Annotated in this window: 24 protein-coding genes; 5 read left to right on the top strand and 19 right to left on the bottom strand. The window is 64.5% G+C overall.

Features of this window, described 5'->3' with window-relative positions:
• Positions 1-67: 67 nt before the first annotated feature.
• Entirely contained in the window at positions 68-766 is a 699-nt protein-coding gene (locus tag XH79_RS34765; protein WP_212346005.1) for a histidine phosphatase family protein, read from the bottom strand.
• Between the two features lie 134 nt (positions 767-900).
• On the opposite strand from XH79_RS34765, the gene XH79_RS34760 reads away from it, so the two are divergent.
• Together XH79_RS34760 and argE are read left to right on the top strand one after the other, a co-directional pair.
• Positions 901-1,686: an SDR family NAD(P)-dependent oxidoreductase gene (locus XH79_RS34760; RefSeq protein WP_271584605.1), complete on the top strand. Its 786-nt coding sequence runs from the start codon at positions 901-903 to the stop codon at positions 1,684-1,686.
• A gap of 1,121 nt (positions 1,687-2,807) precedes the next feature.
• The gene (argE, locus tag XH79_RS34755; protein ID WP_271584604.1) at positions 2,808-4,001 is read left to right on the top strand and encodes an acetylornithine deacetylase; all 1,194 of its coding nucleotides are present in this window, start codon (positions 2,808-2,810) and stop codon (positions 3,999-4,001) included.
• Positions 4,002-4,263: 262 nt separating this feature from the next.
• Here argE and XH79_RS34750 read toward each other — a convergent pair whose 3' ends face one another.
• The 3 genes from XH79_RS34750 to XH79_RS34740 form a co-directional block, all read right to left on the bottom strand.
• Positions 4,264-4,605 carry an NIPSNAP family protein gene (locus XH79_RS34750; protein WP_271584603.1) on the bottom strand — a complete coding sequence of 114 codons (342 nt, stop codon included), beginning with the start codon at positions 4,603-4,605 and terminating at the stop codon, positions 4,264-4,266.
• 358 nt (positions 4,606-4,963) lie between these two features.
• The gene (locus XH79_RS34745; protein ID WP_271584602.1) at positions 4,964-6,022 is read right to left on the bottom strand and encodes a phosphotransferase family protein; all 1,059 of its coding nucleotides are present in this window, start codon (positions 6,020-6,022) and stop codon (positions 4,964-4,966) included.
• 140 nt (positions 6,023-6,162) lie between these two features.
• Positions 6,163-7,398, bottom strand: coding sequence for an acyl-CoA dehydrogenase family protein (locus XH79_RS34740; RefSeq protein ID WP_212346020.1), 1,236 nt, complete (start codon positions 7,396-7,398; stop codon positions 6,163-6,165).
• 313 nt (positions 7,399-7,711) lie between these two features.
• Here XH79_RS34740 and XH79_RS34735 point away from each other — a divergent pair, with 313 nt between their 5' ends.
• A complete protein-coding gene (locus XH79_RS34735; RefSeq protein WP_212346023.1) occupies positions 7,712-8,374 on the top strand; it encodes a TetR/AcrR family transcriptional regulator in 663 nt (220 codons plus the stop codon).
• A gap of 6 nt (positions 8,375-8,380) precedes the next feature.
• On the opposite strand, the gene XH79_RS34730 is transcribed toward XH79_RS34735, so the two are convergent.
• The 8 genes from XH79_RS34730 to XH79_RS34695 form a co-directional block, all read right to left on the bottom strand.
• Positions 8,381-8,773 (bottom strand): RidA family protein, encoded by a 393-nt coding sequence (locus XH79_RS34730; RefSeq protein WP_212346026.1) that lies wholly within the window; start codon positions 8,771-8,773, stop codon positions 8,381-8,383.
• A 90-nt stretch (positions 8,774-8,863) separates the two neighbouring features.
• Entirely contained in the window at positions 8,864-9,079 is a 216-nt protein-coding gene (locus XH79_RS34725; protein WP_063682708.1) for a hypothetical protein, read from the bottom strand.
• A 175-nt stretch (positions 9,080-9,254) separates the two neighbouring features.
• Positions 9,255-10,130, bottom strand: coding sequence for a 3-keto-5-aminohexanoate cleavage protein (locus XH79_RS34720; protein ID WP_271584601.1), 876 nt, complete (start codon positions 10,128-10,130; stop codon positions 9,255-9,257).
• Between the two features lie 217 nt (positions 10,131-10,347).
• On the bottom strand, positions 10,348-11,577 hold the full coding sequence (locus XH79_RS34715; protein WP_271584600.1) for a CaiB/BaiF CoA transferase family protein: 1,230 nt from the start codon (positions 11,575-11,577) through the stop codon (positions 10,348-10,350).
• 178 nt (positions 11,578-11,755) lie between these two features.
• Complete coding sequence (locus XH79_RS34710; RefSeq protein WP_271584599.1) at positions 11,756-12,961, bottom strand: MFS transporter; 1,206 nt, start codon at positions 12,959-12,961, stop codon at positions 11,756-11,758.
• A gap of 130 nt (positions 12,962-13,091) precedes the next feature.
• Positions 13,092-13,919 carry a 3-keto-5-aminohexanoate cleavage protein gene (locus XH79_RS34705; RefSeq protein ID WP_212346035.1) on the bottom strand — a complete coding sequence of 276 codons (828 nt, stop codon included), beginning with the start codon at positions 13,917-13,919 and terminating at the stop codon, positions 13,092-13,094.
• A gap of 122 nt (positions 13,920-14,041) precedes the next feature.
• Entirely contained in the window at positions 14,042-15,439 is a 1,398-nt protein-coding gene (locus XH79_RS34700) for an MFS transporter (protein ID WP_271584598.1), read from the bottom strand.
• Between the two features lie 261 nt (positions 15,440-15,700).
• On the bottom strand, positions 15,701-16,441 hold the full coding sequence (locus tag XH79_RS34695; protein ID WP_271584597.1) for an NUDIX hydrolase: 741 nt from the start codon (positions 16,439-16,441) through the stop codon (positions 15,701-15,703).
• Positions 16,442-16,541: 100 nt separating this feature from the next.
• Between XH79_RS34695 and XH79_RS34690 the strand changes: the two genes are divergently transcribed.
• Positions 16,542-17,588, top strand: coding sequence for an SPFH domain-containing protein (locus XH79_RS34690; protein ID WP_271584596.1), 1,047 nt, complete (start codon positions 16,542-16,544; stop codon positions 17,586-17,588).
• Positions 17,572-18,507, top strand: a complete 936-nt coding sequence (locus XH79_RS34685; RefSeq protein ID WP_271584595.1) for a sugar kinase — start codon at positions 17,572-17,574, stop codon at positions 18,505-18,507. The genes XH79_RS34690 and XH79_RS34685 overlap by 17 nt, the downstream gene beginning before the upstream one ends.
• 5 nt (positions 18,508-18,512) lie before the next feature.
• Here XH79_RS34685 and XH79_RS34680 read toward each other — a convergent pair whose 3' ends face one another.
• From XH79_RS34680 to XH79_RS34650, 7 genes are all read right to left on the bottom strand, one after another.
• On the bottom strand, positions 18,513-18,716 hold the full coding sequence (locus tag XH79_RS34680) for a hypothetical protein (RefSeq protein WP_018647184.1): 204 nt from the start codon (positions 18,714-18,716) through the stop codon (positions 18,513-18,515).
• 33 nt (positions 18,717-18,749) lie between these two features.
• Positions 18,750-20,084: a PQQ-dependent sugar dehydrogenase gene (locus XH79_RS34675; RefSeq protein ID WP_271584594.1), complete on the bottom strand. Its 1,335-nt coding sequence runs from the start codon at positions 20,082-20,084 to the stop codon at positions 18,750-18,752.
• Positions 20,081-20,533, bottom strand: coding sequence for a DUF2231 domain-containing protein (locus XH79_RS34670; protein ID WP_271584593.1), 453 nt, complete (start codon positions 20,531-20,533; stop codon positions 20,081-20,083). The genes XH79_RS34675 and XH79_RS34670 overlap by 4 nt, the downstream gene beginning before the upstream one ends.
• 75 nt (positions 20,534-20,608) lie before the next feature.
• On the bottom strand, positions 20,609-21,562 hold the full coding sequence (gene fcl, locus XH79_RS34665; protein WP_271584592.1) for a GDP-L-fucose synthase: 954 nt from the start codon (positions 21,560-21,562) through the stop codon (positions 20,609-20,611).
• Positions 21,534-22,604, bottom strand: coding sequence for a GDP-mannose 4,6-dehydratase (gmd, locus tag XH79_RS34660; RefSeq protein ID WP_271584591.1), 1,071 nt, complete (start codon positions 22,602-22,604; stop codon positions 21,534-21,536). The genes fcl and gmd overlap by 29 nt, the downstream gene beginning before the upstream one ends.
• 200 nt (positions 22,605-22,804) lie before the next feature.
• A complete protein-coding gene (locus tag XH79_RS34655; protein ID WP_271584590.1) occupies positions 22,805-23,068 on the bottom strand; it encodes a hypothetical protein in 264 nt (87 codons plus the stop codon).
• A gap of 70 nt (positions 23,069-23,138) precedes the next feature.
• Positions 23,139-23,354 carry a hypothetical protein gene (locus XH79_RS34650; RefSeq protein WP_271584589.1) on the bottom strand — a complete coding sequence of 72 codons (216 nt, stop codon included), beginning with the start codon at positions 23,352-23,354 and terminating at the stop codon, positions 23,139-23,141.
• Positions 23,355-23,454: the final 100 nt, after the last annotated feature.

Genomic DNA, 23,454 nt, shown 5'->3' with positions numbered 1-23,454 from the left:
AGATTCTCAGGTGCGCAACTGCGCACCATAGTCCGGTCCTGCGGACCGTCCCGGAATGACAGCTCGCTCAGGCGAGCTTCTTGACTTCCGGCCCGGCCAGCTGATGCATCGCCGCGTGCGCGTCGTCCGCGATCCACGGCTGCTGATTGACCATCGGCAGCCGCCAGACGGTGCGCTCCGGGCTTGCGAAATAGTCGAGCCGCGTCACCGACACGTTGTCGATATCGAACGCCAGCCCCTGCTCCGGCAAGTCACCGAGTGCGAGCCCCACCGCGGCCTTGATGGTGCCGCCATGTGCGACCGCGATGATGTCCTGCCCCGCCGCCTCGATGTTGATGCGCTCGATGGTGCGGCGGGTGCGGTTGTAGAGATCCATGAAACTTTCGCCGCCGGGCGCGGGCTCGTTGATGTCCGCGAACCAGCTGGTGCCGACGGGGCGGCTGGCAATGAACTGGGCGCGGTTCATGCCCTGCCAGCGGCCGAGATTTTGCTCGGCGAGGTCCGCTTCCCATTGCATCGACGCAGGCCGCGGGAAGCCGGCCGCCCAGATCGCTTCGGCCGTCTGATGCGTGCGCTGCAGATTGCTCGAATACCAGACCGCCTTGCGTGGCAGCACCTTGGCAACGGCATTGAAAACGTAGGTGTCGCTGGTGTCGCAGGCGATATCGCTCTGCCCGTAGATGTTGCCGCCGTCATTGCGCACCGGCGCGTGACGGACCCACCACCACCGTGTCGTGACCACATTGGGCTTGTCTTCGGCTGCCATCGAAACCCTTCCATCCCGTCTGATGTCGCTGTACGTGAGTAGGCAACGTGTCTCAAGACACTTTACCGTTTGAAATCTTGTTTGAAATTCCGTCGCGCGGCAAGCGTCGCGCGAGGCACCAGAGGGAGAAACGCATGGGCCGTCTGCAAGGCAAATCCGTCATCATCACCGGCGCCGGCAGCGGCATCGGCCGTGCGGCTGCGCTGCTGTTCACCAAGGAAGGCGCAAAGCTGATCGCGGTCGATCGCACCGAGGCGGTGAAAGAGACCGTCGATGAGATCAAGAAGGCCGGCGGCATCGCGGAAGCGATGGTGGCCGATGCCGGCTCGGAGAAGGACGTCATCGCCGTGATCGACAAGGCGGTGAAAACGCACGGCCGGCTCGACGTGATCTGGGCCAATGCCGGCGTCTCCGGCGGGCTCGTTCCGCTCGGCGAACAGACCGTCGAGCAGTGGCAAGAGGTCTTGCGCGTCAATTTGATCGGACCGTTCCTCGCCGTGAAGCATGCGATGCCGCACATGGTGAAACAGCAGTCGGGCGCGATCGTGCTGACGGCATCCGTGGCAGGCCTCAAGGCCGGCGCGAGCGGACATCCCTATGCCGCGAGCAAGGCCGGCGTGATCAGCCTGGTGCAGACCACGGCTTATTCGCTCACCGGCACCGGCGTGCGCATCAACGCGGTCTGCCCCGGCCTGATCGAAACAGGCATGACCAAGCCGATCTTCGACCGCGCCAAGGAGCGCGGCACCCATGACAAGATCGGCCAGCTCAACCCGCTCAAGCGCGCCGGACAGCCGCACGAGCTTGCGGCGATGGGACTGTTCCTGGCAAGCGACGAGGCGTCGTATGTCAACGGGCAAGCGTTCCCTGTGGACGGTGGCCTCACCGCGTCGATGCCGTATACGGGGAAGCCGGTTTAACACGCACACTCTCGTGTCCCGGACGCGCTGCAGCGTTCTCACGCTGCTGCGCAGAGCCGGGACCCAGCAGGCCACAGAGCTCGCTGATGCATGGGCCCCGGCTCTGCAGCGCACCGTCGAAGAGACGCTGCGCTGCGTCCGGGGCACGAGAGCGGACTTGTCGCGCACACCTGCATCCACATCGTCATTGCGAGCGCAGCGAAGCAATCCAGAGTGCCTCCGCGGAGGGACTCTGGATTGCTTCGTCGCAAGGGCTCCTCGCAATGACGTGGTGGCAGCAACGCTTCTTCAATTCGCATTGCCATTCGCAGACACGCCTTCGCATTCTCGCGGCATCTTCCGCCCGAGCTTTGCCTAACTACCCCCGGTGAAAGAGGGCGCAGGGAAGACCGGGTGCCGGCCGGGCACCCACGGTCCACTGTGCGAAAGGTGGCAGCAAGAATTTGCACAGCGGCATACAGGTGAAGCCAAACATCCGGCCTTCCCTGCGCAGTGGTTTTACGGCTTATGTCGTGATCTCCCCGGGGAGCGATGCACTATTGCCCCCGTCGCCGTACGGATCACTGATGCGCGGGCCCGGTCGGGCCGCCACATCACCGCAAGGCTTGACGCACAGACCCGGACGTCAGGACCACACGATTTTGCCGTACGTGAGCCGCACCTGTCGCTGGCGCGAGGTCTTCGCTCACGGCTCTCCGCCCTGCGAAGCTTTTCGCGCCGATGTGGCCCGCGTCCACCGCCGTCCGGCCCGCGTTCGTGACGATCGCGATACGCCCCTCTTCCTTGGGCCGGAGTGCGGCGACACATACGCCGTTTCCGAATTTCGGTAAAGTGGAATATTTTTGGCGCCATGCCTTGACCGGCATGATGGATGTTTTGCCCGTCGGGCAACCCAAGGGCTTGTAGATGCGTAGGGTGGATTAGCCGAAGGCGTAATCCACCTCTTCTGCTTCCGTGGAGAGAGACAGTGGTGGGTTACGCCTTCCGACTGCGCTTCACGCAGCCGCAAGGCTAACCCACCCTACAAAACTACGGGCCTGTGTTGATTTGCGCCACCAGCCATCACATTGGTATGGTTCGTGCAAGCGCTTCTGCTTCCGTTCCCACGACAAGAAATGACAATGCCGAACCCGATCTTCCCAAGCTCAAGACCCGATCGCATCCGCCACCTGCTCGCCGACCTCATCGGCTTCGACACGATCAGCGACCGCACCAACCTGCCCCTGATTGCCCATATCGAGAGTTATCTCGCCTTCCTCGGCATCAAGGGCGAGCGCATCACCGACGAGACCGGGCAGAAGGCTTCGCTCTGGGTCACGATCGGACCGCAGGACCGGCCGGGCTTCGTGCTGTCGGGCCACACGGACGTTGTTCCCGTCCTAGGCCAGGACTGGAGCCATGATCCGTTCAAGCTGGTGGAGCGCGAGGGCAAGCTCTATGGCCGTGGCACCACCGACATGAAGGGCTATGTCGCGGTGTGCCTTGCCATGGTGCCGGAGATGCTGGAGGCGAAGCTGACGACGCCGATCCATCTCGCCATCTCCTATGACGAGGAGATCGGCTGCGTCGGCGTGCGGCCGATGCTGCACGAGGTCGCAAAGAAGAAGCTCAGGCCGCTCGGCGCCTTCATCGGCGAGCCGACCCAGATGCAGGTCATCATCGGCCACAAGGGCAAGCACGGTGTGCGCGCGACCTTTCGCGGGCTCGCCCGTCATTCCTCGATCGCGCCCGAGGGCGTCAACGCGATCGAATATGCCGCCGAGCTGATCGTCGAGATCCGCCGCCGCGCCGTGGCACTCGCGGCCGTGCGATCGACCGACAGCCTCTACGACGTGCCGCATTCGACGCTGCTCACCAGCATCGTGCATGGCGGCGCCGCGCTGAACATCGTGCCCGATACCTGCACGGTCGATTTCGAATGCCGCGGCATCGGCATCACGGAGTCCAAGGAGGTGACCGATGCGATCGTCGCCTGGGCCAAGGCCGAGCTCGAGCCGGCGATGAAGGCCAGGCATCCGGACTGCGGCATCGATTTCGAGGAGATCCTCGATTATCCCGCGCTCGACACTGCCGCCGATGCCGCCATCGTCACGCTCGCAAAAAGCCTTGCCGGGCGCAACGACCACGCCAAGGTGGCCTTCGGCACCGAGGCGAGCCTGTTCGCCAGCATCGCCGACATCCCCTCGGTCGTGATCGGCCCGGGATCGATCGCGCAGGCGCATACGCCGGATGAGTTCGTGGAGATGGCGGAGCTGGAGAAATGCGCGGGGTTCGTGGAGAGGCTGATCGCGCATTGTGCGAAGACGGCGTCTTAGGCGACGCTGCCGTAGGGTGGGCAAAGCGACTTGTCCGCCGTAGCTCGAAGAGCGAAGGCGGAAGCGTGCCCACCACTTTTCCACCATCGCGGAGAGATGGTGGGCAAAGCGCTACGCGCTTTTGCCCACCCTACGAGAGTTGTGCCTCGTCATTGCGAGGAGCTCTTGCGACGAAGCAATCCAGACTGTTTCCGCATATACATCCCTGGATTGCTTCGCTGCGCTCGCAATGACGGGTGGAACGAACTCCGCCTCATCACAGCTAACGCAGCAAGCTCCGCGCCGGCGAATAATCCACCAACACGAGCAAGCGGTCCTCGATCTGGCCGACCATCAAGCCGTGTTCGGCGTGAGTGACCCGCTTGATCTCGGACCACTCGGTGTCGGCCATGAAGGCCGTCCACGCCGCCGTTTTGGCCGCCTCGTCCGGCCATTCCAGGAGATAAGCGAATTCGGTGCGGTCGCTGAACCTGGTTTCCCACATCGCCACGATCCGGAAGCCATATCTGGTTCGCATGATGCGCGCCGCGTGGTCGCGAAAGCGGGCGTGGAAGGCGGCCTTGTTCTTCTCGAAGATCTCGTAGATGCGCAGTTGCTGGACCATGATCATTCTCCGTGCGGAGAGAGATATGGTCACGCCTGGTGGCAGGACAAGCTGAGGGCGTTCCTCACGATCTGCGTCATGCCCCGAGACGGCGGCCGTTCAGGCGACGCTGCCGTAGGGTGGGCATAGCGAAGCGTGCCCACCCTTTTCTCCGTGATCGCGGAGAGATGGTGGGCACAGCGCTACGCGCCTTTGCCCACCCTACGAGAGCTGACGTAGCCCGCATGAGCGAAGCGACATGCGGGATCATCTGTCCCGGATATCGCTTCGCTCATCCGGGCGACGACACCGAGTATGCGGAAACAGCGGCGCACATCGAAAGCAAAAGGCGCGGCCACCAGCCGCGCCTTCGTTCTTCCTACACCGCGCCCGCCTTCTGCGCGAATTCCCACGATGCCTGCGACAGCGGCACGGTGCGCTTGGCGGACTCCAGCGCCTTGGCGTTGGCGGCGGTGCCGTCGCGGATGCGGCCGGCGATGCCCTGCGTGATGCCCGCGAGGCGGAACAGATTGTAGGAAAAGTACCAGTTGAGGTCCGGGACGCTCATCCTGGTGACGTTGCAGTAGATCTGCGCCGCCTCTTCCAGGCTCGGGATGTTGAGCGCCTTGAGGTCGACGCCCTGCAGGCCCGGCATGATCCACTGCATCAGCAGATAGGTGAAGTCGGCCATGGGATCGCCGAGCGTCGACAGCTCCCAGTCCAGCACGGCCTGCACGCGCGGTTCCGTTGCGTGGAAAATCATGTTGTCGAGGCGATAGTCGCCGTGGACGATCGAGACGCGCGCCTGCTCCGGCACCGTCTTGGGCAGCCATTCGGCGACCTTCTCGAACTCCGGAATGTGCTGCGTCTCCGAGGCCCGGTACTGCTTGGTCCAGCGGTCGATCTGCCGCGCGAAATAATTGCCGGGCTTGCCGAAGTCGCCGAGGCCGATCGCGACGGGATCGAACATGTGGAGCTTGGCCAGCGTCTCGATCTTGCTGGTGAAGATCTTGCGTCGTGCATCGGCATCCTGGCTCGGCAGCGTCGGATCCCAGAATACCCGACCCTCCTCCATCGACATGATGTAGAAGGCGGCGCCAATGACGCTGTCGTCCTGGCACAGCGCATAGGCATGCGCGACCGGAAAGCCCTGCTTTCCAAGCGCCGCGATGACGCGATACTCGCGATCGACCGCATGCGCCGACGGCAGCAGCTTGCCGAAAGGCTTGCGGCGCATCACGTAGGAGCGCTTCGGCGTGTTGAGGCGATAGGTCGGGTTGGACTGGCCGCCCTTGAACTGGAGCACGACCAGCGGGCCTTCATAACCTTCGACGTTCTCGCGCATCCACGCCTCGAGGCGCAGCTCGTCGAAACGATGCCGCTCCTCGACCGGCTTGGTGCCCGAGAATTCCTCGTCTTTCCTGACGCCGTCAGCCACGGTGACGCTCCCTCTTCAGTCCTGACCGTTTCTGGTCGAGCACGATCCTAATCGGTAACCGCTGACGCACTTGCGTCAAGCGGTCACCCAATCATGCCCTGTCTTTTCTTTAGATCGGGAGCGCCGCCTGGCTCTCCCTCTCAATGACTGGCAGAGTTTGCATACTTCCGAAGTTCAAGTCTGGCAATGGCGCGATTGTGCACCTCGTCCGGACCGTCGGCGAGACGGAGCGTGCGGATGTGGGCGTAGTCCTTGGCAAGGCCCGCCTCGTCCGAGACGCCGGCGCCGCCAAAGGCCTGGATCGCCTGATCGATGATCTTCAAGGCCATGTTGGGGCCTGCGACCTTGATCATGGCGATCTCGAGCTGCGCGGTCTTGTTGCCGACCTTGTCCATCATGTCGGCGGCTTTGAGGCACAAGAGGCGATTCATCTCGATGTCGGTGCGGGCCTCGCCGATGCGCTGCTCCCACACACTGTGCTCGATGATCTTCTTGCCGAACGCGGTGCGCGAGGCGAGCCGCTTCACCATCTTCTCCAGCGCCTCCTCGGCCTTGCCGATGGTGCGCATGCAGTGGTGAATACGGCCGGGGCCGAGGCGGCCCTGGGCGATCTCGAAGCCGCGGCCTTCGCCGAGCAGGATGTTCTCCTTCGGCACCCGCACGTTCTCGAGCAGCACCTGGGCATGACCGTGCGGCGCGTCATCGAAGCCAAACACGGGCAGCATCTTCTCGACCTTGATGCCGGGCGTGTCGAGCGGAACCAGGATCTGCGACTGTTGCTGGTGCTTGGCGGCCTTCGGATCGGTCTTGCCCATCAGGATCGCGATCTTGCAGCGGGGATCGCCGACGCCGGACGACCACCATTTGCGGCCGTTGATGACGTAGTGATCGCCGTCCTTCTCGATACGGGTCTCGATGTTGGTGGCGTCGGACGATGCGACCGCCGGTTCCGTCATCAGGAAGGCCGAGCGGATCTCGCCGTCCATCAGCGGACGCAGCCATTTGCGCTTCTGCTCCTTGCTGCCGTAGCGGATGAACACTTCCATGTTGCCGGTGTCGGGCGCTGAACAGTTGAACACTTCCGAGGCCCAGGTGATGCGGCCCATCTCTTCCGACAGCAGAGCGTATTCCAGATTGGTCAATCCCGCGCCGCGGAATTCATCATCTTCATGCTCGTTTGGCGGCATGAACATGTTCCAGAGGCCTTCGGCCTTCGCCTTCTTCTTGAGGTCCTCGAGCACGGGGATGACCTTCCAGCGCTCGCCGCTGCGATCCTGCTCGTCATAAACAGGCACCGCCGGGCGCACATGCTTGGCCATGAAGGACCGCACGCGGTCGAGCCATTCCTTCTGCTTGGGGGACAGATCGAAATCCATGGGACGCTCCTCGTTTCTCTCTCGCTGATGCTTTTGCGCCGGACTGTCCTCCCGCCGCGCGCGGCCCGCAAGCGCGAATGCGCTCGCCTTGCGGACGCCCCGGAACCCGGCGCAGTTGCGAACGAGTCCCGATTGCGGATTGACTTTTCCCGGCCTTCAAACGATAGTTTCATACAACTGTTTGAATTGCAACTCCCTCGCTCACGACGTCGTTCCGGGGCAGCCCGCAGGGCTGAACCCGGAATCCCGAAATGTGGCGCGAGATTCCGGGTTCGACGCTGGCGCGTCGCCCCGGAATGACCGGACAAGAGCCATGGCCAGCGATCATACGAGGTCTGCCATTCTCGCCGCCGCCGAACGGCTTTATGCCGATCGCGGCTTCGGCGACGTGACGCTGCGCGACATCGTGGCGGAGGCCGGCGTCAACCTCGCCGCGGTGAACTATCATTTCGGCTCGAAGGACGAGCTGATCGCGGAATTATTTGTCACCCGCTCGATCGCCACCAACCGCGAGCGCCTGCGCGAATTGAAGGCGGCCGAGGAAGAAGGCGGCGGCCGCGCGCCGATCGAGGTGATCCTGCGGGCGCTGGTCGGGCCGACCTTGCGGGGCTGCCTGGGGCCGGAGAACCAGCGCTCGACGGCGGCGCGTTTCATGATCCGCGCCTCGATCGAATCCGTGCCGCCGATCCGCCGCATCAAGAACCGCGAGATCGACCATTTGCGCAAATTCGCCGGCGCGATGCGCCGGTCCCTGCCCGACCGCAGCGACGTCGATATCTATTGGGGCCTCAACTTCGCGCTCGCCATGGCCCACCACACCATCCGCGAGAGCGAGCGCCTGACGAAGCTGTCGGAAGGCAAATGCGACCTCGACGACGTCGAGGACGTGGTCGCGCGCGTCGTCAGCGTGGCGACGATGGCGCTGACGGCGGGACGGGTGGAGGCGAAGGTGCCGTCAAAGGTTGCGGCACGCTAGCGCGCGTTACATCATCGCGATGCAGTCGATCTCGACGTCGAACGGGCCGAACCATTCCGGCGTGCAGACGAAGATCCGCGCCGGCGGATCCTGCGGGAAGTAGCGCGCATAGACCGCGTTGAAGGCGGCGAAGTGTTTCGTCGAGGTGCAGTAGACGTTGCACTTCATGACGTTGTCGAGCGAGGCGCCGGCCGTCTCGAGGCACAGCTTCATCTGCTCCATGATGAGCTCGCTCTGGCGCTCGATCGGGGCGACGGCGATTTCGCCGGTCTCGGGGTCGAACGGCGGCAGGCCGGCGACGAAGATCATGTTGCCGGCACGCGTCACGGGCGAGGTCGGCGCCTTCCAGCGATCCAGAAACGACGAGATCGGTTCGACGCGGAGCGCTTCGCGTTTCATGCGGCCACCTTCGGTTCGAGCGAGACTGAGGCCTGACTACATCATTCTGCAGCCGGCATGTTTCGCTTCTGATCGAAGTGTGGTGGCGGGTTACGCCCGCTGCGGCATCTCCTCGGCCTCTTCCTTGGCGAGCAGCAGCAGCATCTCGATGCCCATCTCGCCTTCCTGCGGCGAGCGGATGAACTTTATTTCGTCGGCGCTTTGCCGCAGTGCGGCAATGATGGCGACGGCCTGATTGGCGGTTGCCGCCTCAGTCGCCAGAATGGACTTCTGGTTCTTGGACTGAAACCCGATGGTGTAGGACATTCGTTCCCTCCCGCGCTTACGAGAAGAGATCGAATCAGAGTCGCGCGCAGAGTGGAAGCCTGTGCGACTACGGACCGGGTTTATCTGGGGATTGCGCGCAAGCTCCACGCAAGGCCGCGCGAGCGCCACACTGAGGTCACCAGTCTATGGTTAGCGATCCGGCGTCGGCGCAGTGTTACACGAGCCCCAGCATCGCCCGCGCATCGGCCGCGCTCGCAACCGTCGCACCAAGGCTCTTCAGGACGCCCGCAGCGTGCGCGACGAGTTCCGCATTGGTCTTCGCCAGCACGCCCCTGGACATATAGAGATTGTCCTCCATGCCGACGCGGACATGGCCGCCGAGCAAATAGGCCTGCGCCACCATCGGGAATTCGGCGCGGCCGATGCCGAAGCCGGACCAGATCACGCCTGGCGGCAGCAGGCTGCGGGCATAGAACATCGTCTCCGGCGTCGCCGAGAAGCCGTATTTGACGCCGAGCACGAGGGAGAACAGGCCCGGCCCCTTCAGCGTGCCGTCGGCGAACAGGTCGCGCGCCAGATGGCAGTCGCCGGAATCGAACAGCTCGATCTCCGGCAACACGCCGGCGGCCTTCATCCGCTCGGCCATGATGCGGACATTGCGCGGCGTGTTGATCACGACCTCGCCGCCGGAATTCATGGTGTTGAGGTCGAGCGTGCAGATGTCGGGCTTGAGCAGCTCGATATGCTCGACGCGCTTTTCGGGCTGCAGCAGTGTGGTGCCTGGACCGGCGACGCGGGGATCCTCGATCGAGGGCACGAAGCGGCCGCCGGGGCCGGTGGTGAGATTGATGACGAGGCTCTTGTTGCGCGCGCGGATTTGCTCGACCACCTCGCGGTAGAGATCGATCTCCATCGAGGGCCGCCCCGTGGCGGGATCGCGCACATGGATGTGGGCGATGGCCGCGCCGGCTTCGGCGGCTTCCAGCGCGGATGTCGCGATCTGCTCGGGCGTGATCGGGAGGTACGGCGACTGCTCGGGTTTGGTGAGATTGCCCGTGATGGCGCAGGTGATGATGGTTTTGCCGGTCATGCGTATGTCGCCCTCTATCTCAACGCGATCGCCGCCCTCTTCCCTTCTCGCCTTGTGGGAGAAGGTGGCGCGAAGCGCCGGATGAGGGGTTCTCTCTGCGAACTCAACTAGCAGTGTCACGCGCGGAGAGAACCCCTCACCCGTCTCGCCGCTATCGCGGCGAGCCACCCTCTCCCACAAGGGGAGAGGGGGAAGCTCGCGCACCGCTTCTTAAAACTCAGATAATCCCCTGCTTCTTCAGCTCCTCGATCTTGCCCGCATCGTAGCCGAGCTTGCCGCCGAGCACCTCCTGCGTGTGCTCGCCGAGTAGCGGCGGGGCGCGGTAGGTCTTGATCGGGGTCTCCGAGAGGGTCAGCGCGTTGCGGATCAGCGAGAGATCGGGCTCGAAGGGATGCTCGGTCTTCACCCGCATGCCGCGCGACTGGACGTGCGGATCGGAGAACACCTGCTCGAAATTGTTGATCGGTCCCGAGGGCACGCCGGCCTCCTCCAGCTTGTCCAGCCAGTAGGCCACCGGCTGCTTCAGGAACAGGCCGGCGAAGATCGCCATGATCTCCTTGCCGTGCACGACACGGTCGTTGTTCTTGACGAAGCGCTTGTCGTTGGCGAGCTCGGGCTCGCCGAGCACGGCGCAGGTGCGCTGGAACTGGCCGTCATTGCCGACCACCAGCATCAGCTCGCCGTCGGTGCAGCGGAACACGCCGGCGGGCATGCCGCCATTACCCCAGGTGCCGCGGCGCGGCGGGGTCTTGCCATTGACGAGGTAGATCTGCAGCCAGTGCGACAGCGACGCGATGACGGTGTCGAACAGGCAGACGTCGATGTGCTGGCCCTGCCCGCCATTGGCATCGCGATTGTAGAGCGCCGAGAGAATCCCGATCGAGGAATTCATGCCGGTCATGTAGTCGACGATCGACGGACCGACCTTCATCGGTCCCTCGCCGGGCTCGCCGTCGATATGGCCGGTGACGCTCATCAGCCCGCCCATCGCCTGCAGGATGGCGTCATAGCCGGCGCGCGGCGCGTAGGGGCCGGTCTGGCCGAAGCCGGTCACCGAGCAATAGATGATGCGGGGATTGATCGCCTTGATCGTCTCGTAGTCGAGGCCGTAGCGCTTGAGATCGCCGACCTTGTAGTTCTCCATGAAGACGTCGACGTCCTTGGCGAGCTCGCGGATGATCGCCTGCCCTTCGGGCTTGGCGATGTTGACGGTGACCGACTTCTTGTTGCGGTTGGCGCAGAGATAGAACGAGTTGTTGTTGTTCGCCTTGCCCTCGGGATCGCTCAGGTAAGGCGGGCCGAAGGCGCGCGCGTCGTCGCCGGTGCCCGGCCGCTCGATCTTGATGACCTCCGCGCCGAGATCGCCCAGCATCTGGGCCGACAAGGGCCCGGCAAGCACGCGGGTGAGGTCAAGGATCTTGATGCCTGAGAGCGGCAAGGCCGACATGTCGGTTTCCTCCGGGGAACTGGTGTTGGCGCGGCGGCTCGAGCCAAGCCGCGCTCCCTGCGGATACACCATTTTCGTTCCCCGAGCACTGCGCTCCGGGCATACGGCCATCCGCGCCGCCAACAACCGTGACCCTGCGGCGGCGATTTTCCGCGTCGCGAAGATCAGCGCGCCGAGCTCAGGTTGCAGCCGCTGCGGCCAGGCTTGGCCGCCGTCGCCCGAGCAGGACCAGGATCAATACCGTCGCGCAGGAGCAGACGAAGGTGAGACCGAGCGCACTGCGGCTGCCGAACTGGGTGAGCAGGCCGGCCAGCAGCGGCGGCGACAGCGCGGAGGCCAGATTAAGCGGCAATGCGATCATCGACATCGCCTTGGCGAACTCGGCCTGGTCGTAGAACACGAGCGGAATGGTCGCCCGTGCCACCGCCATCGCGCCGCTGCCGGCGCCATAGAGCAGGATGAAGACCGCGACTGCCCAGGTCGCCCCCTCGCTCAGCATCAACAGCAGCATGGCCACGGGCAGCGCCGTGCCGGCGACGAGCCCGGTCGTGATGCCATCCCACCGTCCGCCGCCGAGGAAGTCGAGCCCGCGGGCGCTGACCTGGATGACGCCCAGCATCGAGCCGAAGGCGATCGCCTGGGCCGGCGCCAGCCCCTCCGCCCGCAGCAATTCGATGAACACCGCGCCGAGGCCGAAATTGACGAAGGCGTTGAGGGTGATCGCGGAGACCACGAGGCCGAACGTGCTGCGCGCAACCGGCGGCACATCCGCGTGCTTTGCCGGCGCCGGGCCCTTGTCCTTCGCGACGCTCCGGCGCGGCGCAGCCAGCGCATAGAGCGGGAGCGAGACCACGATCAGCATGGCGGCGTAGACGAGGCAGGTCCAGCGCCAGCCGACGAGACCATTCAGGAACGATGTGGCCGGCCAGAAGATGCTGCTCGAAAGCCCGGTCACCAGCATGAGCGCGCCGATCGCGCTCTTGGCCTGCCGCCCGGCGACCTCGTTGAGCATGATATAGGCACCGGTCGAGAGCGTGGCGCTGCCGGCAAGGCCAAAGACGATCCAGGCCGCGAAATAGAGGGCCGGGTCACGCGCGAAGAACAGGAGCACGAATCCGGGCACACTGACGACCGTGCCCACCATCATCACCTTGCGTGCCCCATGTCGCGCGAAAACCTTGGCGAGCCAGGGCGCGCACAGGCCCATGGTGACATAAAGTGTCGAGGTGCCCGCAAAAACCATCGGCAGGCTCATGCCGAGATCGGCGGCAAGGTCGCGGCCGATGATGGGCGGAAGGCCGATCGTTCCCCATCCAATGAGCTGGGTGATTGCAAGCACCAGCAGGACCCCGATGAGCCTGCCGTCAGATTTCAAGAACCGCATTCCAAACGTCGCCCGCCCCAGCTGCGTGCCTGTGCACGGACCGGTCATAGCGGGAGTCTTGGCGCAACGGAACGTCAGCCACCGAATAGCAGAAGGCAGCCGGGAGCATGTCAGGAGGAGGCAGTAGCCCCTACCCCGCGAGCCCGAGCAGGGATCGCGCCTCGGCCGCGGTGGCGACGCGCCGGCCATGGCGCGTGACCGCCTCACAGGCGACGGTCACGAGCTCCGCGTTGCTGGCGGCGAGTCGCGTCTTGTCGATCCTGATATTGTCCTCGAGCCCGGTGCGAACCGCGTCGGCGCCCCGCGCGAGCGCCCAGCCCATGACCTCGGCTTGATGCCGCCCGATCCCGGCAGCCGTCCACGTCGCGTTAGGGATCAGCCGCTTCAACTCTCCCAGAAGGATGTCGAGCACGTGCTCGTCCGCCGGCATCGCGTTCTTGACGCCCATGACGAACTGTACGTGCGGACGCGCATCCATCAGTCCCGACTCGATCAGGCGACGGGCGCCGTGCAGATGCGACAGATCGAAGATCTCGATCTCCGGCCGGATGCCGTTCGCCTTCATGCCGGTCGCGAGCGTCTCGACCAGGGCGGCGCTGTTCTCGTAGACGATGGTCGGAAAGTTCACCGAGCCCGTGGACAGCGAGGCCATGTCAGGCTTCAGGTAGAGCGATGATCCACGCGCCGAGGGATCGCGCCCTCGCCCGCCGGTGGAGAACTGAACGATCATCCCCGGACAATGCTTTTTGACGCCCTCCTGCACCAGCGCAAAACGCTCGGGATCGGAGGACGGCGTCTCGTCATCGTTGCGAACGTGGATATGGGCAAGCGTGGCACCGGCCTCGAAGGCCTGGTGGGTCGACTCGATCTGTTCGGACGGCAAGATCGGCACTGCCGGATTGTCCTTCTTGCGCGGAACAGAGCCGGTGATGGCGACAGCAACGACGACGGGGTTCATCCCTGGACCTCATGATGATCGCGCTCGCGCGCACCGAATTCGACTAGGCAGTTACATAACAAGTCGAGCCCTGCCGCTGCAAACATCATCGATCGCAGCGGCACGGCTTTCTCGCGTCAGCGTCAGGTCGGGACTGCGGTCGCCCCGCTCGCCGCTTCGGCACGCCGCCGCTCATAGTCGGTCCGCGGCATCGGAACGGCCTTGGGATTGCCGAGATCGTCGATGCTGATCCGGTAGGTTTCCCGCGCCGAGACGGCCGCCAGCGCCGCGATGACCGTGATGCCGAAGGCGATCGCCCCGACCGTCAGGGGAATGTTGGCCGAGCCGGGAGGCGCCACGGTCGCAAACAAGGCCGGAAGCAACGCGGTGATGGTCGTCCCGATGTTCTGCGAGATCGCCATCGCCGACACACGGGTGCGCGTCGGAAACAGCTCCGGGTAGAAGCTCGGGAAAATCGCGTTGTAGCCCTGGTAGACGACGCCCCACATCAGGAGCGAGAGCAGGATCGCCAGCGGCACGTTCCGGATGCTGATGGCATAGAGGTAGCCGAAAGCAAGCAGGCCGGAGAGCAGCGCGCCCACGATGATCGGAGGCTTGCGGCCGACCTTGTCGGAGAGATGGCCGACGAAGGGAATGACGAACACCGCCAGCATGTTTCCGAGCACCGGGATCCAGAGATACACGTCCTTGGCAAAGCCGATGCCATAGGCCGGCTGGACCGCGTAGGCCGCGCCGAAGATGGTCGCAACGACAGGGATGACGTTCATCAGCGCCATGCAAATGACCCTGAGCATGTCGCGCCAGCTCAGCTTGATGGCCTGGACGATGGGCGCCCGCGGCGTTTCCCCCTGCTCGCCCTCGCGGGTGAAGGCCGGGGTTTCGTCGACTTCGCGACGAATGATGTAGCCGGCGACGATGACGAAGAAGCTGAGCAGGAACGGAATCCGCCAGCCCCAGCTGTTGAAGGCCTCGGTCGGCATATAGGCCGCCAGCGGCAGGAAGACGGCTGCTGCGAGAATTTGGCCGGCCTGCACGCCCTGAAGCGCGAAGCTCGCATAGAAACCGCGCCGGCCGAACGGCGCGTGCTCCAGGATCATCGAGCTCGCGCCGGAGATTTCACCGGCGACCGCAAATCCCTGCACGAGGCGAAGGATGACGAGCAGGATCGGGGCGAGGATGCCGACCTGCTGATAGGTCGGCAGAAGGCCAACGGCCATGGTCGAGATGCCCATCAGGAACATGCAAACGATGAGCACGGTCTTGCGACCATGGGTGTCGCCCCAATGTCCGAGAACGAAGGCGCCAATGGGACGGGCCACGTAGCCGACGCCATAGGTCGCCAGCGAAGCGACGATTGCGACGGTGGGATTCTCCGACGGGAAGAAGATTTGCGGGAAGATCAGCGAGGCGGCCGTCGCGTAGATGAAGAAGTCATAATATTCGAGAGCCGACCCAATCCAGCCGCTCGCAGCGGCCTTCTTGGACTGACTCTTGTCATGGATCGCGCGAGTGGTGGTCATCTCAGAAATTCCTCCTCTGGGTTTGTCGACGTCCCGTTGGCGGGCTTCGTTCGAAATCGGACAGCACTCTCCAGGCGCTCTGCGGGGCTTCGCGGAGCGCTTGTCATGGCCGATGGCTGTCTGATTGGTCGCAACAATAGGCTTTCGCCGGGCTAACACAATTACCCAGTTATGCGATAAACCTAACATGATGTTATCCAGGCCGGAGCGTCTATCTCCGGGCTCCGGCGATGCTCGCGCTCGGCATGACGCCGCGAGAGCTCACTCCGGCGGATTGAACGTCCGCACGAAATACACGGGCTCCCTGCCTTTCTTCAGACGATAGAGCTGCGCCGGACGGTTCGGGCCGCGCCGCATCTTTGCGACCGGCTCGATCATGTCGGCCGACAGGATCCGCGTCCGGAAGGCACTCTTCTCGAGGGGGCGGTCGAGCACGATCTCGTAGACGCGCTGCAAATCCGGCAGCGTGAATTCCGCCGGCATCAGATAGGCCGGCAGCGAGGTGTACTCCACCTTGTTGCGCAGGCGCTGGACGGCCGTTGCCAGGATATCGCCGTGGTCGAAGGCGAGCTTGTCCCTGAGCCGCCCCCCTGGAATCGGAAACCAGCGCGCATCGGGTGCGAGCGTGCCTGCGTCGTCCGGGATCAGCGCGAAATAGGCGTGCGTCGCCGACCAGCCGCGCGGATCGCGCGTCGCACTGCCCCAGCTTCCGAGCTGCTCGAGATAAGGGCTCGTGACGCCGGTCTTTTCCCTGAGCTTGCGGGCCGCACAGGCCGCGAGATCGCGGTCCTTCGCGACGTCGACGAAGCCACCCGGCAGCGCCCACGTCAGCGGAAACGGCTCGCCCTCACCCGCCGGACGTTGCACCAGCAACACCTGAAGGCTGTCGTTCACGATCGCAAAAATCACCACATCGACCGTGGTCAGGGGCCGCGGAAAGTCCAATTGTCCTGACTTTCCATGGTCTTTGCCAAGGTTCTTGTTAAGCGCCTCGCCTGCCATCCCCAACTCCGCTGTTCGGCCTTGACAGTAGCATAGTTAGTTGTACAGTCCAACTTACTTAGTTGCTTAGACACACTTAGTAAGATCGACGGAGATGGCCATGTTCGGCATCAGGTTCATCAAGGCTCAGCCCACCACCTATCTCATGAAGTATCGCGCCGGCGAGATCGTCGCCGAAGGCGCCGGACTTTCCGCGCTCTACTACGCGCCGGTGACCATGCTCGTCGCCGTGCCGATCGGCAGCCGCGACGCCTCCTTCATCTTTCAGCAGATCGCGCGCGACTTTCAGACGCTGACGGTGCAGGGCCATGTCACCTATCGCATCAACGAGCCGAAGAAGGCGGCCTCGATGCTCGATTTCACGCTGAAGGCCGACGGCAAGACCTATGAGACCGACGATCCCGAGAAGCTGCCGCAGCGCATCCTCGGCACGGTCGAGGTGCTCGCGCAGCAGGCGGTGAAGGAGCTGACGCTGAAGGACGCGCTGCAGTCTCCCGACCGCATCGCCGACATCATTGCGGCGGGCTTGCGGGCGCGCGCCGACATCGCCTCTCTCGGCCTCGAGATCCTCGGCGTGTCCATTCGCGGCATCAAGCCGACGCCCGACACCGCAAAGGCGCTGGAAGCCGAAGCGCGCGAGGCGATCCTGAAGAATGCCGACGAGGCGATCTTCGCCCGGCGCAATTTTGCCGTCGAGCAGGAGCGCGCCATTCGCGAAAGCGAGCTCGACACCGAGATCGCGGTCGAGCAGAAGAAGCGGTCGATCCGCGAGACCCAGATGGACGCCGAGGCGAGCGTCGCCGCCAAGCGCAACGAACTGCGCCAGGCCGGCATGGCCGCGGACATCGTGCTGGAAGGCAAGCGCAAGGACTTCGTCGGCCTCAACGCCGAGAACACCAGGACGCTGGCCGACGCCGAAGCCTATCGTGTTGGCGCGCTGATGAAGATCTTCGAGGGCGTCGACACCCGCGTGATCCAGGCGCTCGCCGCGGCCGGCATGCAGCCGGGGCAGCTGATCGCGCAAGCCTTCTCCGGCATCGCCGAGAAGGCCGAGAAGATCGGCCAGCTCAACGTCTCTCCGGACCTGCTCAGCCAGTTGATGGAGAAGCCGAAGATGACGGAGGCCGGCAGTGCCCGCCGCCAATGACCGCAAGATCGTGCTGGTGACGCGCAAGACCAGGCTGGAGGACCTGATCGCGCGTTACCTGACGCCGGCGCAGGCGCGCTTCTATGTCGAGCATCTCGGCGCCGACTTCTCCGACTATGAGCGCGAGCACGAGGTCTATCAGGCGCAACGTCGCACGACGCTGCAGGTGCTGGAGCAATGGGGACGCTATCAAATCATCGAGCGCGGCTTCCTGCCCAATTTCATCTTCGCGCCCGATGACATCGTGGTTGCGCTCGGCCAGGACGGTGTCGTCGCCAACACGATGAAATATCTCGATGGCCATCCGCTGATCGGGGTCAATCCGGACCCTGCGCGCTATGACGGCATTCTCCTGCCCTTCGCGCCCCGCGACCTCGCAAAGCTCCTGCCGGAGGTCGCCGCTGAGAAGCGCGACAGCCAGGCCGTGACGATGGCAGAAGCGCGGCTCAGCGACGGTCAGGTCCTGCATGCCGTGAACGACCTGTTCGTCGGCGCACGCACGCATGTCTCTGCGGTCTACGAAATCGCGGCCGGCGGGATGACGGAGCGGCAGTCCTCGAGCGGGCTGATCGTCTCGACCGGGCTCGGATCGACCGCCTGGTTCAAGAGCATCGTCACGGGATCGCTTGCGATCGCCGGCAGTGTCGGCCAGCCCTCTCCGCCGGCCGCCTACGACGCCCTGCCCTGGGACGCAGCGGAGTTGCGCTTTGCCGTACGCGAGCCCTTCCCCAGCCGCCATTCGCAGACCAATCTCGTCTTCGGCCGGCTGGCGTCCGAGGATCAATTGCGCATCCGCTCCCTGATGGCGGAAAACGGCGTCATCTTCAGCGATGGCGTCGAAGCCGACCGCCTCGATTTCAACGCGGGCGCGGAGGTCACGATCGGAATTGCCGCGCGGCGCGGGCGGCTGATCGTGTGACGATCTCAGCTGCCGAGCGCGTTCTCGCCGGCTTCGCGGCCGGGCACGCTGACATGAACCTCGTGGCCCTCGCGTAGAGCCAGTGACGCCGCCGCGACCGCCGACTCGAATGCAGCTTCCTTGGTGGCGTATCTGCTCTTGACGTCGCCGTCATGCAGCACGCCCCATTCGTCCTGCACCGGCACGATCGCATATTGAGCAAGGCCCATGGTCTTTTCCTCCAGCTCTCTCATATCCATGCTCTATCGCTGCGTGAGTTGCGGATGCGTCGCGCTCACCCGCCACACCGTGTTGCCGCTGTCGTCGGCGACCAACAGCGCGCCGGTCTTATCGATGGCGACACCGACAGGACGGCCGCGCGCGTGGTTGTCGCTGTTGAGGAAGCCGGTCACGACATCCTGCGCCGGCCCGCTCGGCTTGCCGTCGCTGAACGGCACGAACACGACCTTGTAGCCGTTCAGCACCTGCCTGTTCCAGCTGCCATGCTCGCCGACGAAGGCGCCGCCGCGATAGACGCTCGGCAGGCTGCTCCCCGTATAGAATGCCATTCCGAGCGGAGCGACATGCGAGCTCAGGGCGTAGTCGGGCACGATCGCCTTGGCGACGAGATCGGGCCGCTCCGGCTTGACGCGGGGATCGACGTGCTGGCCGTAATAGCTGTAGGGCCAGCCGTAGAAGCCGCCGTCCTTCACCGAGGTCATGTAGTCGGGGACGAGGTCGGGGCCGAGCTCGTCGCGCTCGTTCACCACCGTCCAAAGCGCGCCGGTCTGCGGCTCGAAGCTGAGGCCGTTCGGATTGCGCAGGCCGCTCGCAAAGATGCGCCAGCGGCCGCTGTCGCGATCGACTTCGAGGATCGCGGCGCGATTGTGCTCGGCCTCCATGCCGTTCTCGGTGATGTTGCTGTTGGAGCCGACGCCGGCATACAGCTTCGAGCCATCGGGGCTGGCGACCAGGCTCTTGGTCCAGTGATGGTCGATCGGGCCGCCCGGCAGCGGCGTCAGCACCGTGCCCGGCGCGGTGATCTTCGTGTCCCCTTCCGTGTAGGGATATTTGACGATGGCGTCGGTGTTGGCGACATAGAGGTCGTTGCCGACCAGCGCGACGCCGAAGGGCGAGTTGAGATGGTCGAGGAAGACGCTTTGCGTATCCGGCACGCCGTCGCCGTTCGTGTCACGCAGCAACGTGATGCGATTGCTCTCGCCGGTATCGCCGCCTGACGTCGCCCAGGACTCGACATAGCCGATCACGATTTCCTTAGGCCGCTTGATCGGAGCCCCCTTCGGCGCCTTGGATTCCACCACCAGCACGTCGCCATTGGGAAGCACGTAGAGGAAGCGCGGATGCTGCAAGCCCGTTGCGAAAGCCTTGGCCTGCAAGCCCTGTGCGACCGTGGGCGTCTCATCCTTCTTCCAGCCGACGATGCGCGCGATATGCATCGGCGGCAGCAGGTATTGCTGAATCTCGGGTAGCTTCGGGTTGGCGCCGATTTGCGCGTTGGGATCGCCGCTGCCGTCATTGCAGCCGGCGAGGCACAGCAGCGAGGCGCACCAGAGCGCGCGGGCAAGCATGGACGTCATCGCGCAACTCCCACGCCGTGACGATAGACCATTGCCCAGCCGAGCCAGCCGGTGACGGGCAGGATCAGTACGGTGATCGCCGAAAGGATGAGCCCGGTCGGCCACACCGAGGTCCAGCCATCGCGCGTGTGGATCAGGACATTGAGGGTGGCGAGAACCAGCGCCAGCGCGTTGCCGAGCAGATGCGGCCAGGCCGGCGGCTGCGCGCGCACCAGGCGGTTGCCGAGGAAATCGGTCAGGCCCGCAATCGCCGCCAGCCAGCCGAAGATGACGCCAACGAGGAGAAGCCAGGCGGAGAAATTCGCCCACATGATCTCGGCGCTGGCGACATAGGCAATGTCGGTCAGCAGCGCGCCGATGAAGCACGCGATCGGGATCGGCACCAGCATCGGATGAATTGGATGGCCTGCGATTTGCGCGGTGCTGTGCACGCGCACGTCTTGCTGCACGGTCGGCCTCGTATGGCTCTCGCCCTGCCCGACCGCCAACTCGCGCTTGCGGCGAAGGTTCCTACTGCAGCGCGGTCACTGCGCGCCTGCCTGATACGCCGCATATGCGCGCTTCAAGCCATCGTGAAGCGACGTCGTCGCGCGCCAGCCGAGCTTGTCGAGGCGGCTGACATCGAGCAGCTTGCGCGGGGTGCCGTCGGGCCGCGTGGTGTCAAATGAGATCTCGCCGCCATAGCCGACGATGCCGGCGACGAGGCGCGCGAATTCGGCGATGGTGATGTCCTCGCCGGTGCCGATATTGACCAGTTCCGCACTGGAATAGGTCTTCATCAGGTGCACGCAGGCATCCGCCATGTCGTCGACATAGAGGAACTCGCGCCGCGGCGTGCCGGTGCCCCACACCACGACGCTTGTCACCCCCGACACCTTGGCCTCGTGGAAGCGGCGGATCAGGGCGGCGACGACGTGGCTCATCTCGGGATGATAATTGTCGCCGGGGCCGTAGAGATTGGTCGGCATCACGCTGATGAAGTCGCAGCCGTACTGGCTGCGATAGGCCTCGACCATCTTGATGCCCGCGATCTTGGCGATCGCATAGGGCTCGTTGGTCGGCTCCAGCGGACCTGTCAGCACGGAGTCCTCGCGCAAGGGCTGCGGCGCCAGCTTCGGATAGATGCAGGAGGAGCCTAGGAACATCAGCTTCTCGGCGCCGCTCTGATGCGCGGCCTGGATCACGTTCGCGGCAATCGCGATGTTGTCGTAGATGAACTCGGCCCGCAGCGTGTCGTTGGCGACGATGCCGCCGACCTTGGCCGCGGCGAGGAACACCACCTGTGGCCGCGCCTTTGCGAACCAGTCGAACACCGCGGCCTGGTTGCGCAGATCGACCTCGCGGCGCTCCACCGTGACGAGCTGGACGTTCTCCACTGCGAGCCGGCGCGCGAGCGCGCTGCCGACCATGCCGCGATGGCCGGCGACGTAGACGCTTTTGCCTTTCAGCTCAAACGGTGCGTTGGCCACGGCCTGCATCCCGCTTTGCCTCGGCCAGATCGCTTTTCATCATCTCCGCGACCAGCTCCGCAAACGTCCGCTTCGGCGTCCAGCCGAGCACCTCGCGTGCCTTGCTGGCATCGCCGATCAGGAGATCGACCTCGGTCGGGCGGAAATAGGTCGGATCGATCTTCACGACCGTCTTGCCGCTCTTCTCGTCAATGCCGGTCTCGTCGACGCCCTTGCCGCGCCAGACGATGCGGCGGCCGACCTGCGCGAACGACAGCTCGACCATCTCGCGCACCGAGTGCATCTCGCCGGTGGCGAGCACGAAATCATCGGCCTTGTCGGCCTGCAGGATCCTGTGCATGCCCTCGACATAATCCCTGGCATGGCCCCAGTCGCGCCTGGCCTCGAGATTGCCGAGATAGAGCGTGTCTTCCAGGCCGACCTCGATACGCGACACGCCACGCGTGATCTTGCGCGTCACAAACGTCTCGCCGCGGATCGGGCTCTCATGGTTGAACAGGATGCCGTTGGACGCGAACATGCCGTAGGCTTCGCGGTAGTTCACCGTGATCCAGTAGCCGTAGAGTTTGGCGACGCCATAAGGCGAGCGCGGATAGAACGGCGTCGTCTCCTTCTGCGGGATCTCCTGCACGAGGCCGTAGAGCTCGGAGGTCGAGGCCTGATAGAACCGCGTCTCCTTCTCCATGCCGAGGATGCGGATCGCCTCCAGCAGGCGCAGCACGCCGATGGCGTCGGCATTGGCGGTGTATTCCGGGCTCTCGAAGCTGACGCCGACGTGGCTTTGCGCGGCCAGATTGTAGATCTCGGTGGGGCGGATCTGCTGCACCAGGCGGATCAGATTGGTCGAATCCGTCATGTCGCCATAGTGCATCAGGAACGGCACGTTGCCGACATGCCGGTCCTGGTAGAGATGGTCGACCCGCGCCGTGTTGAACGAGGACGAGCGCCGCTTGATGCCGTGCACGACATAGCCGAGCGACAGCAGATATTCGGCGAGATAGGCGCCGTCCTGGCCGGTCACGCCGGTGATGAGAGCGATCCGCTCAGCCATATGTGCTCCCCACTCCCAACAGCGCTCCGAGGGGCCGCCGGATTCCCGTTTCGGCCGCCGTCCTTCTCTGACAGATCGGCCGCCGGGGTCAACCCAATATGGGACAAGGGTTAGCGGCGTCGCAAGCCCGACGATGATCCCGGATCGCCGCCTTGGCATTTTTTGGCAAGGGCTTCGGCGCGGGAGGGCGGTCCGCAGGTTCAGTGCGCGCCGCGACAGCCGCCACAGCGGGCGAGATCGTCGCCTTCGCTGATGTGATGCTGATATTCGGAGATCGCGCGATTGGCCATCCGGATGCGATTGGTCTGGCCTTCCTCAACCATCGTGGCGACGCGCTGCGCGAGGAATACGCACGCCTCGAATTCATCCCGGATCGCCCCCGTGCGCGCGAGAAAGTCCCACGCGATATCATATGCCTGCTCGGCGGCTGGATTGCGGTAGTCGCTGAAGATGATATGCGTCATCACATCACACTGTCATTTGACCGCCTTCGTTGGCGCAACCTGTCGCCGGAAGAGACGTTCCTATCTTCGTCTAGCGGCGCCGCGCGACGAGGACGCCGATCACGAACGCCGCGGCCAGCGACCGGAGCGGCGCGGCCCTGGCGATCTCCCGCAATTGCCCGGCGAGGCGCGCTGCGGCCGTCTCCGCTGCCGGTTCAGATTGCCGGGTGTTCGCTCTCCGTGCGCCGGATGCGGCCGGGGCGTTTTCAACGCTGGGATCATCAGGAAGGCCGGATGCTTCGGTCATTGCGGAGGCGTCTCTCAGGTCCATCGGAAAACCTCTCATGGCTGGTTCGAAGCAACCGCGCTTTACCCGTCAGGTTCCTGTCGGTCGGCTTGCCAATCGC

Source organism: Bradyrhizobium sp. CCBAU 45389, assembly GCF_028128625.1.
Lineage (GTDB): Bacteria > Pseudomonadota > Alphaproteobacteria > Rhizobiales > Xanthobacteraceae > Bradyrhizobium > Bradyrhizobium liaoningense_B.
Note: the sequence above shows the minus strand (reverse complement) of the source record. Positions and strands in the feature narration are given on the sequence as shown.